Below are 13,725 nucleotides of genomic sequence, written 5' to 3'. Positions count from 1 at the left end.
GGGGCGAGTCGAAGACGCTCAGCGGACCCGACAGCGCGCACTGGAATGACGCCCGAGATCGACATCGGCCCGTGTGCGCAGAAGGGGGTCAAGGGACACACAAAGGGACGCAACGCAAGAGTGACGATTCCCGGGGTGCCTCGTCAAGGGGTCTCCCACTATATGGACATATGGCGTGATCTTCGGACCGGCCGCCTATGCCCACGGCCTCGGCCGGCTTCCCCGCGCTCAGACCGGTTCGACCGCCGCGCCCAGCGCGGCGATGACGTCCGCACGGCGCGGCAGTCCCGCCGCCCGCCGGACGATCGACCCGTCCGCGCCGAGCACCAGCACGGTCGGCGTCCTGAGGATGTTCAGCCGCCTGACCAGCTCCAGCCGGCTCTCCGCGTCGATGTCCACATGCCGTACGCCCGGCACCATGGCGGTCACCTCGCCGAGCACCCGCCGGGTCGCCCGGCAGGGCGCGCAGAACGCGCTGGAGAACTGCACCAGCGTCGCCCGCTCCCCCAGCGGCCCGCCGAGGTCCTCGGCCGTCAGCCGCTCACCGTCGTCCTTCGCCCGCACCCGGACCCTCCCGTCCCTGCGCCGGTGGATGACGCCGTAGACGCTCGCGGCAGCGAGCACGGCCAGGCATACGATCAGTCCGGTCATCTCCGCGTCTCCCACCCTTTCCCGATACCGGCCGCTTTCCGCTTCCCGGTGGTTCTCGTTCCCGGTGCTTCCCGCCGGGCATTTCCCGCCGCCCGCCGTTCCGCACGCCGTTGCCGCCGGCGGCCGTTGGGGCGACCGGCCGCGTCGCGGCGGCAGCGCTTCAGCGATTGCAGCGTTCATCCGACCGCAATGATTCCCGGGGGCGCGGATCCGCCGTTTGTGAGCGATGATCTGACGATGGAGATTGATGTCCGAGGGCCCCGCTTCGGGGCCGCCCTCACCACCGTGGTACTGATGATCACGCTGGTCACGGGCAACGGCTGGCTGCTGGCCGCGCAGGCGGTCTTCTTCGCCGTCGGCGCCGCCGCCGGCGCGCAGAACTCACCGTGGGGCTGGCTGTTCCGTACCGTGGTACGGCCCAGGCTCGGCCCGCCGCCCGCCACCGAGGACGCGGCGCCGCCGCAGTTCGCCCAGGCCGTGGGCCTGGTCTTCACCCTCGTCGGCGTCGTCGGCTACCTCGTCGGCCCGCAGTGGCTCGGTACGGTCGCCACCGCGTTCGCCCTGGCCGCCGCCTTCCTCAACGCCGCCTTCGCGTTCTGCCTGGGCTGCCAGATGTACCTGCTGATCAAGCGGGCCACCACAGCGCACGCCTGAGACGGCGCGGCGGGGCCGGCGGCGCAACCGCCGGCCCCGCCGCCTCCGTTCACACCGGGCGGCTCACACCCGGCCGGTCACGCCGGGCCGGTCACGCCGGGCCGGTCACGCCGGAGCGGTCGTGCTGGGCCGCGTATGCGCGCAGTTCCTCGGCGATCGCCTCCGCGAAGCCGTCGATGTCGTCCTCGGTGGTGTCGTAGGCGCACATCCAGCGCACCTCGCCGGTCCGCTCGTCCCAGACGTAGAAGCGGTAGCGCTTCTGGAGCCGTTCGGTGACCTCGCGCGGCAGTACCGCGAAGACCGCGTTGGCCTGCACCGGGCGCTGCACCCGCACCCCGTCGACCGTCCGCAGCGCCGCTTCCAGGCGGCCGGCCATGGCGTTGGCGTGCCGGGCGCCGCGCAGCCACAGGTCGCCGGTGAGCAGCGCCTCGAACTGCACCGAGACGAACCGCATCTTCGACGCGAGCTGCATCGTTTCCTTGCGCAGGTACGGCAGGCCGCGCACCCGGTCCGGGCTGAGCACGACCACGCACTCGCCGAACAGCAGGCCGTTCTTGGTGCCGCCGAAGGACAGGATGTCCACGCCCGCCTCGGTGGTGAAGCGGGCGAGCGGCACGTCGAGGAAGGCTGCGGCGTTGGCGATCCGGGCGCCGTCCAGGTGGACGGCCATGCCCAGGTCGTGGGCGTGGTCGCAGATCGCCCTGAGCTCCTCGGGCGTGTAGCAGGTGCCCAGTTCGGTGGACTGGGTGATCGCGACGACCTGCGGCTGGGCCCGGTGCTCGTCGGTGAAGCCGAACGCCTGCCGGTCGATCAGCTCGGGGGTGAGCTTGCCGTCCGGTGTCGGCACGGTGAGCAGCTTGAGGCCGCCGACCCGCTCCGGGGCCCCGCACTCGTCGGTGTTGATGTGCGCGGTCTCGGCGCAGATCACCCCGCCCCAGCGCTCGGTGACGGCCTGGAGCGAGATGACGTTGGCGCCGGTGCCGTTGAACACCGGGAAGACCTCGGCGGCGGGACCGAAGTGCCGGCGGAAGACCTCCTGGAGGTGGGCGGTGTACGCGTCCGCGCCGTAGGAGCTCTGATGGCCGCCGTTGGCGAGGGCGAGGGCGGTGAGGACTTCGGGGTGCGCGCCCGCGTAGTTGTCACTGGCGAATCCGCGGGAGTGCGGATCGTGACGCCGTATGGCGTCGGAGGCGGGCTGGTCGGTCACGGTTGGGGCGTCAGCCACAGTCGGTTCCCGTTCACTTCCGTAGGGCTCCGGTTCCAGACGCCCGCGATGGCCTCGGCCAGCTCGGTGACGTCGGTGAAGCCGGCGAATTTGGCGTTCGGGCGCTGGGCCCGCAGCTCATCGTGCACCAAGGCCTTGATCACCAGTACGGTGGCCGCCGCGGTCGGGCCGTCGTCACCGCTCAGCTTGCGGAAGGAGTCGGCCAGGGCGAGCGTCCACGCCTCGGCGGCGGCCTTGGCTGCGGAGTAGGCCGCGTTGCCGGCGGTGGGTGCGCCGGCGCCGGACGCGCTGACCAGTACGTACCGGCCGCCGGCACTGCGCATCAGGCCGTCGTGGAAGGCCAGCGAGGTGTGCTGGACGGTACGGATCAGCAGCTTGTGCAGCACGTCCCAGTCGGCCAGGTCGGTCTCGGGGAACGACGCGGACCCGCGCCAGCCGCCCACCAGGTGGACCAGCCCGTCGACCCGGCCGTGGTCCTTCTCGATCCGGCCGGCCCAGTCCTCGGTGGCCTCCAGGTCGAGCAGGTCGACGATCTCGCCGGTGATGTCCGCGCCTCCGGCGTCGTAGCGCGCCGCGTCCACCGCCTCGGCGAGCCGCTCCGGGTCGGCGTCGGCGGCGATCACATGGCCGCCGGCGCGGGCCAGCCGCTGGAGTACGGCGCGTCCCGCCGGTCCGCCGGCGCCCGCCACCGCGATCACCGCTCCGTCGAGACCACCCGTGTACGTGTCGGTCGTCATCTCCGCCTCCTCGGCCGCTCCGGTCACGCGGCGCTCCGCAGCACGCTGTCGCCGGTGATCCCCTTGGTCGAGGCGATCACCTCGCGGAGCTTCTTGGCAAGTGCCTCGTAGAACATGCTGAGCGGAAACTCGTCCGGCAGCACGTCGTCGACCAGCCTGCGCGGCGGGAGCGACAGGTCCAGGGCCTCGGGGCCCTTGGCCCAGACCGAGCCGGGGTGGGGGGAGAGGTACTTCGCCACCAGGTCGTAGGCGGCGAGCCAGTGGACCAGCTTGGGGCGGTCGATGCCGTCCCGGTAGAGGGTCTCGATCTCGGCGCAGAGCTGGTTGGTGACCTGCGGTGCGCGCTCCCAGTCGATGTGCAGGGTGTTGTCCGTCCAGCGTACGGCGTCGTGCTGGTGGAGGTAGGCGAAGAGCAGCTGGCCGCCGAGTCCGTCGTAGTTGCGGGTGCGGGCGCCGGTCACGGGGAAGCGGAAGAGGCGGTCGAAGAGGATCGTGTACTGGACGCCCAGGCCCATCGGGTGGCCCTCGGCCTGGAGTTTGACGGCCTCTTTGAAGGTGGTCAGGTCGCAGCGCAGCTCCTCCAGGCCGTACATCCAGAAGGGCGCCCGCTGCTTGATCATGAACGGGTCGAACGGCAGGTCGCCGTGGCTGTGGGTGCGGTCGTGGATCATGTCCCAGAGCACGAAGGTCTGCTGGGTCAGCTCCTGGTCGCCGACCAGCCGGACGGCCGCCTCGGGCAGCTCCAGGCCGAGCGTGGCCACGGCGGCGTCGGTGACGGCGCGGAAGCGGGCCGCCTCGCGGTCGCAGAAGATGGCGCCCCAGGTCCAGCGGTCGGGCGCCTGGCGGACGGCGACGGTCTCCGGGAAGAGCACCGCGGAGTCGGTGTCGTAGCCCGGGGTGAAGTCCTCGAAGGTGATCGGTACGAACAGCGGGTTGTCGTACCGGGTGCGCTCCAGTTCGGCGAGCCACTCCGGCCACACCACGCGCAGCACCACCGCTTCCAGGTTGCGGTCCGGGTTGCCGTTCTGGGTGTACATCGGGAACACCACGAGGTGCTGGCGCCCGTCACGCCGGTCGGCGGCGGGCTGGAAGGCCAGCAGGGAGTCCAGGAAGTCCGGTACGGCGAAGCCGCCGCCGGCCCAGCGGCGCAGGTCGGCCGCCAGCGCCCGGTGGTAGCCGGCGTCGTGCGGGAGCAGCGGGGAGAGCCGCTCGACCGCCCTCGCGACCCGTTCCAGAATCCGGGCCGCCTCGTCCCGGCCGGGCGCGTCCTCGGCGTCGAAGTCGATCGAGCCGTCCTTGAGCTGCCAGGGTCGGATGGTCTCGACGGCCTCCTTGAGCACCGCCCACTGAGGGTGACCGGTCACGTCCGTACCGGACATCCCGCTCCTGTCCAGCGTTCCGGGCGAAAGAACTTCGGTCATGACCCCACCTCCACAAGAGAACCTTCCGTCAAGCCACCGTATCCATGCCGTCGCCGTCGCAACAAGAGGAGCCGATGGAGATCCTCCTGTCACAGCCGTCCAAGACGGCTGTTTATCCTGCCTTCCTCCCGAACGGAGCAGGAAAAGTTGCGTTTTCGACCGGCTGGGGGACGCACCGCCCGGCGGCGCCGGCGCTGTCCGCCGAGCAGACCCGGACGCCGACCCGTCACGGCGCGTTCGGCCCCCGGTCGCCTGGACTCGCTAGGGTGCGGCCATGAGCTTCCTCACCGTCGGTCACCGCGGAGTCGCGGGTGTCGAGCCGGAGAACACCCTGCGGTCCTTCCGCCGCGCCGAGCGGGCCGGCCACGACCAGGTCGAACTCGACCTGCACCTGAGCAAGGACGGCGCGCTGATCGTCATGCACGACCCGGACGTGGACCGCACCACCGACGGCACCGGGCTGGTCCGCGAGCTCACCCTCGACGAGATCCGCGGCCTGGACGCCGGGCTCGGCGAGCGGGTGCCGGTCTTCGAGGAGGTGCTGGAGGCGGTGAGCCGGCCCATCCAGGCCGAGATCAAGGACGTGGCCGCCGCCCGGGTGCTCGCCGGGGTGCTGAGCGAGCGCGGCGCGACCGGGCGGGTCAGCGTGCTGTCCTTCCACGACGAGGCGCTCGCCGAGATCCACCGGCTGCTGCCCGAGGTGCGCACCGTGCTGGTCGCCGAAAAGCCCGGACCCGACATCGTGCCCCGCGCCCAGGCGGTGGGCGCCCGGCTGGTGAGCCTGGACCTGCGCCGGCTGGACCTGGACACGGTACGGCGCTGCCACGAGGCCGGGATCAAGGTGATGGCCTGGACCGTCAACACCGCCCAGGACTGGGCGCTGGTCCGCGCGCTCGGCCTGGACGGAGCCGCCACCGACCTGCCGGCGGAACCCACCGTGTGACCGGGCCCGTACGTACCGCGACCGGCAACCGCCGACAGGTAACCGCGGCGGCAACATCGCGGACACAAAGGTCCGGCATGCGGACAACCGCTCGGATCCCGTGGACAGCGGAGCCCTGGCGGTGTCAAGGTCCCGCCATGCGTCCTGCCTTCCGGTTGTCCCCGCCCCGCGCGGCCGTCCTCGGCGCCGCCGCCCTGATCACGCTGGCCCTGGCCGGCTGCTCGCCGCAGGACGACGACGCCTCGTCGGCGCCGTCCTCCGCCCCGCCCGCGACGGGCGCCGCGTCCACGGCCGCCACCGCCGCGGCCTGCGCGCCGGGCTCACTGCCCACCCGCTCCCCCGGCAAGCTCACCGTCGGCACCGACAACCCGGCCTACGACCCGTGGTTCTCCGACAACACGCCGTCCAACGGCAAGGGGTACGAGTCGGCGGTCGCCTACGCGGTGGCCAAGCAGCTCGGCTTCGCCCAGGACCAGGTGGTGTGGCGGAAGGTGCCGTTCAACAGCGCTTTCGCGCCGGGCGCCAAGGACTTCGACTTCGACGTCAACCAGGTCTCCATCAGCGCCGACCGTGCCAAGGCCGTGGACTTCTCGCCCGGCTACTACGACGTGCGGCAGGCCGTCATCGCCGCCAAAGGCTCGAAGATCTTCGGGGCGCACTCGCTGGCCGACCTCAAGGACGCCAAGCTGGGCGCCCAGGTGGGCACCACCAGCCTCGACGTGATCAAGAACGTGGTCAGGCCGGGCAAGCAGCCCGCGGTCTTCCAGCGCAACGACCTCGCGGTGGCCGCGCTGAAGAACGGCCAGGTCGACGGCATCGTGGTGGACCTGCCGACCGCGTTCTACATCACCGGCGCCGAGGTCACCGACGCCAAGGTGGTCGGCCAGTTCGCGGACACCGGCGGCACGCCCGAGCAGTTCGGGCTGGTGCTCGACAAGGGCAGCAAGCTCACCTCCTGCGTGTCCCAGGCGGTCACCTCGCTGCGCGCGGACGGGACGCTCGCCGCGCTGGAGAAGCAGTGGCTGTCCGACGCGGTCGGCGCGCCGGTACTGAAGTGACCGTCAGGGACGAGCCCGAGGCGCCCGCGGCCGACGGCTACCGGCCGTCGGCGCGGCGGATCGAGCGCGAGCGGCACCGCCGCGCCCGGACCCGCCGCGCGTTCGGCGTGGCCGCGGTCAGCACGTCGGTGACCGCGGGCGTGCTCTACGCCGTGATCGTGAACTCGCCCGGCTGGCAGCGCACCCGGGAGACCTTCTTCGACCCGCACTACTTCCGGGCCGCCTTCCCCGACGTCATGCAGGGCCTGTGGCTGAACGTGCGGCTGCTGGCGGTGTGCGGGGCCGTCGTGCTGGTCGCCGGGCTGCTGACAGCGCTGCTGCGGACGCTGCGCGGGCCGGTGTTCTTCCCGCTGCGCGCGCTGGCCACCGCGTACGTGGACTTCTTCCGCGGGCTGCCGCTGATCATCTGCATCCTGATCTCCGTCTTCGGCATCCCCGCGCTGCGGCTGAGCGGGGTCACCAACGACCCCGTCCTGCTCGGCGGCTTCGCGCTGTGCCTGACCTACACCGCCTATGTGGCCGAGGTGTTCAGGGCGGGCATCGAGAGCGTGCACCCGAGCCAGCGCGCCGCGGCCCGTTCGCTGGGCCTGAGCAACGCGCAGGCGATGCGCTACGTGGTGCTGCCGCAGGCGGTACGCCGGGTGGTTCCGCCGCTGCTCAACGACCTGGTGTCGCTGCAGAAGGACACCGGGCTGGTGTCGATCGGCGGCGCCGTGGACGCGGTCTACGCGGCGCAGATCATCGCCAGCCAGAAGTTCAACTACACGCCGTACATGCTGGCGGGGCTGATCTTCGTCGCGATCACCATCCCTATGACGCGGTTCACCGACTGGGTGTCGGCGCGCATGAACCGGCGGCAGTCCCAGGCGGGCGCGGTATGAGTGCGGACGAGCGGGCCGCGGACCCGCGGGCGGCAAACCGGCCGGCGCGGGAGGCGTCCCCGGGGCCCGGCGGCAAGCCGGTGCTGCGGCTCGACGCGGTCCGCAAGGCGTACGGCTCCACGGTGGTGCTGGCGGACGTCGACCTGGAGGTGCCCGCGCACAGCGTCACCGCGCTCATCGGCGCATCCGGCTCCGGCAAGTCGACGCTGCTGCGCTGTGTGAACCTGCTGGAGGACGTCGACGACGGGGCGGTCTTCCTCGACGGCGAGGAGATCACCGACCCGCGCGCCGACCAGGACGCGGTACGGCGCCGGATCGGCGTGGTCTTCCAGGCGTACAACCTCTTCCCGCACATGACGGTGCTGGACAACATCACGCTCGCGCCGCGCCGGGTGCACCGCACTCCGCGGGCGGCGGCCGAGCGGGAGGCCCGCGAGCTGCTGTCCCGGCTGGGACTCGCCGACCGGGCCGAGGAGTACCCGGACCGGCTCAGCGGCGGTCAGCAGCAACGGGTGGCGCTGCTGCGGGCGGTGGCCACCCGGCCGCGTCTGCTGCTGCTGGACGAGATCACCGCGGCGCTCGACCCCGAGCTGGTCGGCGAGGTGCTGGCGGTGGTGCGGGACCTCAAGGAGCAGGGCATGACGATGGTGATCGCCACCCATGAAATGGCGTTCGCCCGCGAGGTCGCCGACCAGGTGTGCTTCCTGGACGGCGGGGTGATCCTGGAGCGCGGCACCCCCGCCGAGGTCTTCGGGGCGCCCGCGCGGGAGCGCACCAGGGAGTTCCTGCGGCGGATCACCGAGTCGGGGCGGCTCTGACGGCGCCCGCCGGCCGGCACCGCGGACGCGGGGGCCGGCCGGCGGGCGCGGCCGTGGCGGGCCGGGGGGAAACCCGGTGCCGGCGCCGCCACCGCCGGCGTCAGGTGAGCTTCTTGGTGAGCAGCTCGAACTCCAGGTCGTCGCGGACCGGCAGCCCGAACCGCTCGTCCCCGTACGGGAAGGCACTCATCCGCCCGGTGCGGGCGTAGCCGCGGCGGACGTACCAGGCGATCAGTTCCTCGCGGACCGAAATCACCGTCATGTGCATCTCGGCGACCTTCCACTCGTCGCGGGCCATCTGCTCGGCCTCGGCGATGACGGCCTTGCCCAGGCCCGCGCCCTGCAGGGCGGGCCGCACCGCGAACATGCCGAAGTAGGCGTGCTCCCCGCGGTGTTCGAGCTGGCAGCAGGCGACCAGTTCGCCGCCGCTCTCCACCGCGATCAGCCGGCCGCCGGGCTTGGCGATGACGGCGAGCACGCCCTCCTCGTCGGTCCTGCGGCCGCCCAGGAGGCTTGCCTCCGTGGTCCAGCCGGCCCGGCTGGAGTCCCCGCGGTAGGCGGACTCGATCAGCGCGACGAGAGCCGGGGCGTCCTCGGGAGCGGCGGCGCGGAAGGTGAGCTGGGCGGTGTCCATGGGGGAAAGACTAGGGCCTGTCGTTGCGGATCCGCGTGGGTGGCGGGACGGGGCCCGGTGCGTTGCGGCTGCTCGGCGGAGGAGGGAGGCGGCATGGTGTGCCGCCGACCGGCGGGAGCGCGGCAGGCGTGCGGGCCGGGGCCCGGGACGCCGACGGATCCGCACGGCAGACCTTGGCCAAGCCGTCCGAAGCCCTTAACCGAGCCGTCCGACACTCTCGCCAGCCAGGGCGAGCGCGAGCCGGCGGACCCCCTCGGTGATCTCCTCGGGCCCCGAGGTGTCGGCGAAGGTGACGCGGACGAAGGGGGCCGGCGACTCGGCGGGGAAGTACGGGCGTCCCGGGGCCAGCGCCACCCCGGCCCGCAGCGCGCCCGCCGCCAGAGCGGTCTCGTCGGCGCCGTCGGGCAGCCGCAGCCACAGGTGGTGGCCGCCGGCCGGGGCCGCGGCGGGGACGAGCGCGGGCGACCGGTGGCGCAGCGCGGCCAGCATGGCCTCCCGGCGCTCCCGCAGGGCCGCGGCGACCGCGCGCAGATGCCGCGGCCAGGCGGGCGCGCCGACGAGTTCGAGGGTCGCCTCCTGGAGCGGCCTCGGCACGAAGAAGCTGTCCACCACCTGGATGGCGCGCAGCCGCTCGACCACCGGCCCGCGGGCGATCAGGGCGCCGACCCGCAGGCTCGGCGAGGTGGGCTTGGTGAGGGAGGCGACGTGCACCACCGTGCCGTACGGGTCGTCGGCGATCAGCGGCGACGGCAGCGGCCCGCCGTGGCCGAGCCGGCGGGCGAAGTCGTCCTCGACCACGAAGGCGCCGGCCGCGCGGGCGATGTCGAGCACCTGGCGGCGGCGCCCCGCGGCGAGCACCGCGCCGGTCGGGTTCTGGAACAGCGGCTGGCAGAAGAAGACCCGGGCGCCGCTGGCGGCGAAGGCGTCGGCGAGCAGGTCGGGGCGTACCCCTTCGGCGTCGACCGGCACGGGCACCGGCCGCAGTCCGGCGGCGCGGGCGACCGCGAGCGCCCCCGGGTAGGTGGGCGACTCGACCAGGACGGCCCCGCCGGGAGGGGCCAGCGCCCGCAGCGCGGTGGTGAGCGCCGCCTGGCCGCCCGCGGTGATCAGCACCTGGGCGGGCCCGACGCCGGCCTCCCGGCCGAACCAGGCGCGCAGCGCGGTCAGGCCCTCGACAGGGGGCCGCTCCCACGCCCCGGGCCGGCGGGCGGCCCGCGCCAGGGCCGCGCCGAGCGCCCGCTCGGGTTGGAGGGTGGGGTGCAGGTAGCCGCCGGTGAAGGCGATGACGCCGGGCGGCGGCGGGGCCAGCGTCGCCAGCACCCCGGCGGCGTCCACCACCCGGGGGGCCGCGTCGGGGTCCTCGGCGGTGAGCGCGACCTGCTGCCAGGAGGTGTCGACGGTACGCGGCCGGCCCGCGTCCTCGGCCGCCCGGTAGGTGCCGGCGCCCGGCCGGGTGACGACCAGTCCCTCGGCGGCGAGTGCGGCCAGCGCCCGGGAGACCGTCACCGGGCTGACCCCGAAGCGCTCGACGAGGGTGCGGCTCGACGGCAGCCGCGCCCCCGCAGGGAAGCGGTTCAGCTCCTTGCGCAGCGAATCGGCAACGACGGCCGCACTGCTATCGTCGTTCATGAAGAACAAAGATAGCGCTACTCCCGGAGAGCGGATAGCGGTGGGCGGTACCGTCCTGGCCTGCCTGGGTGTCGCCGCCTTCTCGCTGACCTTCCCCGCCACCCACTGGGCGCTGAGCGGCTTCGGCCCCTGGTCCTCGGTGACGCTGCGGGCGGTGCTGGCCGCGGCGGTCGCCGGCGCCTTCCTCCTCGCCGGCCGGGCGCCGGTGCCGGACCGGGCGCACTGGCCGGGTCTGGCGGTGGTCGCCTGCGGAGTGGTGCTCGGGTACCCGCTGCTCACCACGCTCGCGCTGCGGACCACCGACACCTCGCACGCGGCGGTCGTGGTCGGGGCGCTGCCGCTGTGCACCGCGGCGCTGGGCGCGCTGCGGACCGGCGCGCGCCCCTCCCGTACGTTCTGGGCCGCGGCGGTGGCCGGCGCCGCCGTGGTGGTCGGCTTCTCGGTCGGCGAGAGCGGCGGGACCCCGACCGCCGGGGACGGGTACCTGTTCGTCGCGCTGCTGGTGTGCGCGGCCGGCTATGTGGAGGGCGGGCGGCTGGCGGCGCTGCTGCCGGGGTGGCAGGTGGTGGGCTGGGCGCTGATCGGCGCGCTGCCGCTGACGCTGCCCGCGGCGGTGGTCGCGGTGGCGGTGGAGCCGGTGCGGCTGACCGGCGAGTCGGTGGGCGGCCTGGTGTGGGTGGCGCTGGTGTCGCAGTTCCTGGGGCTGCTGGTCTGGTACCGGGGCATGGCCGCGGTCGGGGTGGCCAGGGCGAGCCAGCTCCAACTGGCGCAGCCGGTACTGACGCTGGTGTGGTCCGCGGCGCTGCTCGGTGAGAGCCTGGGGGCGGCCACCTGGCCGGCCGCGGTGGCGGTGCTGGTGTGCGTGGCGGTCACCCAGCGCTCGGGGGCGGGAGCCCGCCGGGCCGGGCGGGCCGCGGCGGGGCACACCCCGGTGGAGGCGACCGCCGGGTCGCGCGGACGGCCGGTGCACTCCCCCGAGTGACTCCGCACGCCTGGGTGCGCGTCCACCCCGCCGGGCAGCCTCTCCCGGATCGCACGTCGCGGGCGACCGCGCCGGGAGCGGTGGGCGAGGGGAGGGGCACCGATGCACGGGACACCGCTGGTCGCGTGGCTGCTCGTCGGGCTCGGCCTCGCGGTCACCGGATCGTGCCTGCTGCGCCGGGAGGCCGGGGCGGAGGCGGCGACCAGTGCCGGCATGGCCGTGATGGCGGTGCCGCTGACCGTCTTCGACCCCGGCCCCTGGGGCGCCGCGGTGCTGGCCCCGGTCTTCGCGCTCGCCGGGCTGCACTCGCTGGTCACCCGGGCCGCCCACCGGCTGCACCACGCGGTGTGCTCGGCGGCGATGGTCTACATGGCGGTGGCGATGGCGGCGGGGCACACCGGCCACGCCGCCCACCTGGGCGCGGGGGTCCCACTGCTCACGGGCGCGCTGCTGGTGTACTTCGCCTGGTACGTCCTGCGGACCGGTATGGCCCTGGTACCCGGCCCGGCCGGCCCGACGGCGCCGTCCGGGCCATCGGCCGCCGTGCGGCTGCGGTACGCGCCCGAGGTGGCTCTGGCCTGCCGGGTGTCGATGGCGCTGGGGATGCTCGCCATGCTGCTGGCCCTGTGACACGTGCCCTTCCGGCGGCCCGCCGGACGCCGGGGCCGGACCGCGCCGACAGCCGCGCCGACACGTGATGTGAGTCGTACGTCACATCGGGTCCGGTGTCGTACCACGGCGTCCCCGGCGGCTCCTAGGGTGATCCGCATGACGGTCCCGTTCGTGCTGCTGGTCCTCGGCGCACTTGCGGCGGCTACGGCGCCGCGTCTGCTCTCCCGTGCCGACTGGCCGGAGCGCGAACCGGTGCTGGCCCTGTGGGTCTGGCAGTGCGTGGTCGCCGCGGTACTGCTGTGCTGCGTGCTGGCCATGGCACTGACCGCCTCGGCCGCCTGGGCCGCGGTCCGCGGACACGTCTTCGCCTTCGCGCCGCGCGGTGTGGAGAGCGCCTACGGCCTGTCCGCGTACGGCGGCTGGTCCGGGACGCTGGCCATCACGCTCGCGCTCGGCGGTGTGTGGACGGCGACGATGCTCACCCGGGAGGTGCGGCGCGCCCGCGCCCGCCGCCGACGGCGGCGGGGCGAGCTGCGGACCCGCGCGCCCCGGCTGCCCGACGAGCAGGTGCCGCCCGGCGAGCGGCTGGTCGTCCTGGAGGACGCGCGCTCCGACGCGTGGTGGCTGTCCGGCGCCGAACCACAGCTGGTGATCACCACGGCCGCGCTGCGCCGTCTGAAGGGCCGCAGCCTGGACGCGGTGCTGGCCCACGAGCAGGGCCACGCCCGCGCCCGCCACGACGTGCTGCTGCACTGCGCGGGCGCACTGGCCGGCGGCTTCCCGCAGGTGCCGGTCTTCGCCGCCTTCCGCGACCAGGTGCACCACCTGGTGGAGCTGGCGGCGGACGACACCGCCTCGCGCCGCTTCGGCCGGCTGACCACGGCGCTGGCGCTGGTGGAACTCAACGAGGGGCGCGGGGTGTTCGGGCCCGGCCCGGCGTCGCCGGGCGCACTGCCGGGTCGGGTCAACCGGCTGCTGGACCCGGCGCCCCGGCTGACGGTGGGGCGCAGGCTGCGGGTCACGGCGCTGGCGCTGCTGGCGCCCGCGGTACCGCTGCTGATCGCCTTCGGCCCCGGCCTGCACGCGCTGACCTGATCCGGCGACCGCAATGGGTATCGAGGCGCGGACGATCGGACCGGCGCGGTCGTGCGGTGCCGGATGCCGGATGCCGGATGCCGTGGGACGCTCCGCGCCGAGGCCGTGCCCGCGCGGCACGGCAGACGGACGCCGGACCCGACGATCCCCCGCGTCGCCGGGTCCGTGTGAGGTGGGGGTGTTCGGCGGGTCGGGACTGGGCTGAGCTGGGGATTTGCCCCCGACAGCAGGCGTGTTCGCCGGGTGTTGAACTGGGTTGAGCCGGGTTCGGGCGGCAAGATCGTCGCCCAGAAATCTCCCAACTCCCGGCTGACAAGCCCCAGGTAAGCACGCGCCCCGCCCAATCTGTTTGGGCGGGGCGCGCTCGGTGCCGGGAACCCCGAGG

At 73.9% G+C, this 13,725-nt stretch carries 14 protein-coding genes; 8 read left to right on the top strand and 6 right to left on the bottom strand.

Translation table 11 applies throughout. The features are described 5' to 3' along the window. Positions 1-228: 228 nt before the first annotated feature. Positions 229-651, bottom strand: a complete 423-nt coding sequence (locus tag RLT57_RS29390; RefSeq protein ID WP_311300291.1) for a TlpA family protein disulfide reductase — start codon at positions 649-651, stop codon at positions 229-231. Between the two features lie 237 nt (positions 652-888). On the opposite strand from RLT57_RS29390, the gene RLT57_RS29385 reads away from it, so the two are divergent. Further along, on the top strand, positions 889-1,305 hold the full coding sequence (locus RLT57_RS29385) for a DUF4395 domain-containing protein (RefSeq protein WP_311300290.1): 417 nt from the start codon (positions 889-891) through the stop codon (positions 1,303-1,305). A gap of 91 nt (positions 1,306-1,396) precedes the next feature. Here RLT57_RS29385 and RLT57_RS29380 read toward each other — a convergent pair whose 3' ends face one another. From RLT57_RS29380 to RLT57_RS29370, 3 genes are read right to left on the bottom strand one after another with little or no spacing between them, the layout of a single operon-like run. Continuing rightward, positions 1,397-2,530, bottom strand: a complete 1,134-nt coding sequence (locus tag RLT57_RS29380) for a threonine aldolase family protein (RefSeq protein WP_311300289.1) — start codon at positions 2,528-2,530, stop codon at positions 1,397-1,399. Continuing rightward, on the bottom strand, positions 2,509-3,267 hold the full coding sequence (locus RLT57_RS29375; RefSeq protein WP_311300288.1) for an SDR family NAD(P)-dependent oxidoreductase: 759 nt from the start codon (positions 3,265-3,267) through the stop codon (positions 2,509-2,511). The genes RLT57_RS29380 and RLT57_RS29375 overlap by 22 nt, the downstream gene beginning before the upstream one ends. A gap of 23 nt (positions 3,268-3,290) precedes the next feature. After that, the gene (locus tag RLT57_RS29370) at positions 3,291-4,688 is read right to left on the bottom strand and encodes a DUF6421 family protein (RefSeq protein ID WP_399129644.1); all 1,398 of its coding nucleotides are present in this window, start codon (positions 4,686-4,688) and stop codon (positions 3,291-3,293) included. Positions 4,689-4,962: 274 nt separating this feature from the next. Here RLT57_RS29370 and RLT57_RS29365 point away from each other — a divergent pair, with 274 nt between their 5' ends. From RLT57_RS29365 to RLT57_RS29350, 4 genes are all read left to right on the top strand, one after another. Next, positions 4,963-5,631: a glycerophosphodiester phosphodiesterase gene (locus RLT57_RS29365; RefSeq protein ID WP_311300287.1), complete on the top strand. Its 669-nt coding sequence runs from the start codon at positions 4,963-4,965 to the stop codon at positions 5,629-5,631. A gap of 137 nt (positions 5,632-5,768) precedes the next feature. Then, on the top strand, positions 5,769-6,689 hold the full coding sequence (locus RLT57_RS29360) for an ABC transporter substrate-binding protein (RefSeq protein WP_311300286.1): 921 nt from the start codon (positions 5,769-5,771) through the stop codon (positions 6,687-6,689). Continuing rightward, on the top strand, positions 6,686-7,570 hold the full coding sequence (locus tag RLT57_RS29355) for an amino acid ABC transporter permease (RefSeq protein WP_311300285.1): 885 nt from the start codon (positions 6,686-6,688) through the stop codon (positions 7,568-7,570). Before RLT57_RS29360 ends, RLT57_RS29355 begins: the two co-directional genes overlap by 4 nt. After that, positions 7,567-8,388, top strand: coding sequence for an amino acid ABC transporter ATP-binding protein (locus RLT57_RS29350; protein WP_311300284.1), 822 nt, complete (start codon positions 7,567-7,569; stop codon positions 8,386-8,388). The genes RLT57_RS29355 and RLT57_RS29350 overlap by 4 nt, the downstream gene beginning before the upstream one ends. 100 nt (positions 8,389-8,488) lie before the next feature. On the opposite strand, the gene RLT57_RS29345 is transcribed toward RLT57_RS29350, so the two are convergent. Together RLT57_RS29345 and RLT57_RS29340 are read right to left on the bottom strand one after the other, a co-directional pair. Further along, entirely contained in the window at positions 8,489-9,022 is a 534-nt protein-coding gene (locus RLT57_RS29345; RefSeq protein ID WP_311300283.1) for a GNAT family N-acetyltransferase, read from the bottom strand. Between the two features lie 195 nt (positions 9,023-9,217). After that, positions 9,218-10,651 (bottom strand): PLP-dependent aminotransferase family protein, encoded by a 1,434-nt coding sequence (locus RLT57_RS29340; protein WP_311300282.1) that lies wholly within the window; start codon positions 10,649-10,651, stop codon positions 9,218-9,220. Between RLT57_RS29340 and RLT57_RS29335 the strand changes: the two genes are divergently transcribed. From RLT57_RS29335 to RLT57_RS29325, 3 genes are all read left to right on the top strand, one after another. Then, complete coding sequence (locus RLT57_RS29335; RefSeq protein ID WP_311300281.1) at positions 10,650-11,633, top strand: DMT family transporter; 984 nt, start codon at positions 10,650-10,652, stop codon at positions 11,631-11,633. The genes RLT57_RS29340 and RLT57_RS29335 overlap by 2 nt on opposite strands. Positions 11,634-11,735: 102 nt before the next feature. Next, entirely contained in the window at positions 11,736-12,263 is a 528-nt protein-coding gene (locus RLT57_RS29330) for a DUF5134 domain-containing protein (RefSeq protein WP_311300280.1), read from the top strand. A gap of 138 nt (positions 12,264-12,401) precedes the next feature. Beyond that, positions 12,402-13,340, top strand: a complete 939-nt coding sequence (locus RLT57_RS29325) for a M56 family metallopeptidase (RefSeq protein WP_311300279.1) — start codon at positions 12,402-12,404, stop codon at positions 13,338-13,340. The last annotated feature ends 385 nt before the right edge of the window (positions 13,341-13,725 follow it).

Origin of the sequence: Streptomyces sp. ITFR-21 (assembly GCF_031844685.1) — a bacterium.
GTDB lineage: Bacteria > Actinomycetota > Actinomycetes > Streptomycetales > Streptomycetaceae > Actinacidiphila.
The sequence above is the reverse complement of the archived record's forward strand: the minus strand, read 5'-3'. Positions and strand labels throughout refer to the sequence as shown.

What these genes read in the sequence shown, in the direction of transcription:
- RLT57_RS29390 (WP_311300291.1), bottom strand. Translation starts at nt 651, where the DNA reads ATGACCGGACTGATCGTATGCCTGGCCGTGCTCGCTGCCGCGAGCGTC.
- RLT57_RS29385 (WP_311300290.1), top strand. Translation starts at nt 889, where the DNA reads ATGGAGATTGATGTCCGAGGGCCCCGCTTCGGGGCCGCCCTCACCACC.
- RLT57_RS29375 (WP_311300288.1), bottom strand. Translation starts at nt 3,267, where the DNA reads ATGACGACCGACACGTACACGGGTGGTCTCGACGGAGCGGTGATCGCG.
- RLT57_RS29370 (WP_399129644.1), bottom strand. Translation starts at nt 4,688, where the DNA reads ATGACCGAAGTTCTTTCGCCCGGAACGCTGGACAGGAGCGGGATGTCC.
- RLT57_RS29365 (WP_311300287.1), top strand. Translation starts at nt 4,963, where the DNA reads ATGAGCTTCCTCACCGTCGGTCACCGCGGAGTCGCGGGTGTCGAGCCG.
- RLT57_RS29360 (WP_311300286.1), top strand. Translation starts at nt 5,769, where the DNA reads ATGCGTCCTGCCTTCCGGTTGTCCCCGCCCCGCGCGGCCGTCCTCGGC.
- RLT57_RS29350 (WP_311300284.1), top strand. Translation starts at nt 7,567, where the DNA reads ATGAGTGCGGACGAGCGGGCCGCGGACCCGCGGGCGGCAAACCGGCCG.
- RLT57_RS29345 (WP_311300283.1), bottom strand. Translation starts at nt 9,022, where the DNA reads ATGGACACCGCCCAGCTCACCTTCCGCGCCGCCGCTCCCGAGGACGCC.
- RLT57_RS29335 (WP_311300281.1), top strand. Translation starts at nt 10,650, where the DNA reads ATGAAGAACAAAGATAGCGCTACTCCCGGAGAGCGGATAGCGGTGGGC.
- RLT57_RS29340 (WP_311300282.1), bottom strand. Translation starts at nt 10,651, where the DNA reads ATGAACGACGATAGCAGTGCGGCCGTCGTTGCCGATTCGCTGCGCAAG.
- RLT57_RS29330 (WP_311300280.1), top strand. Translation starts at nt 11,736, where the DNA reads ATGCACGGGACACCGCTGGTCGCGTGGCTGCTCGTCGGGCTCGGCCTC.
- RLT57_RS29325 (WP_311300279.1), top strand. Translation starts at nt 12,402, where the DNA reads ATGACGGTCCCGTTCGTGCTGCTGGTCCTCGGCGCACTTGCGGCGGCT.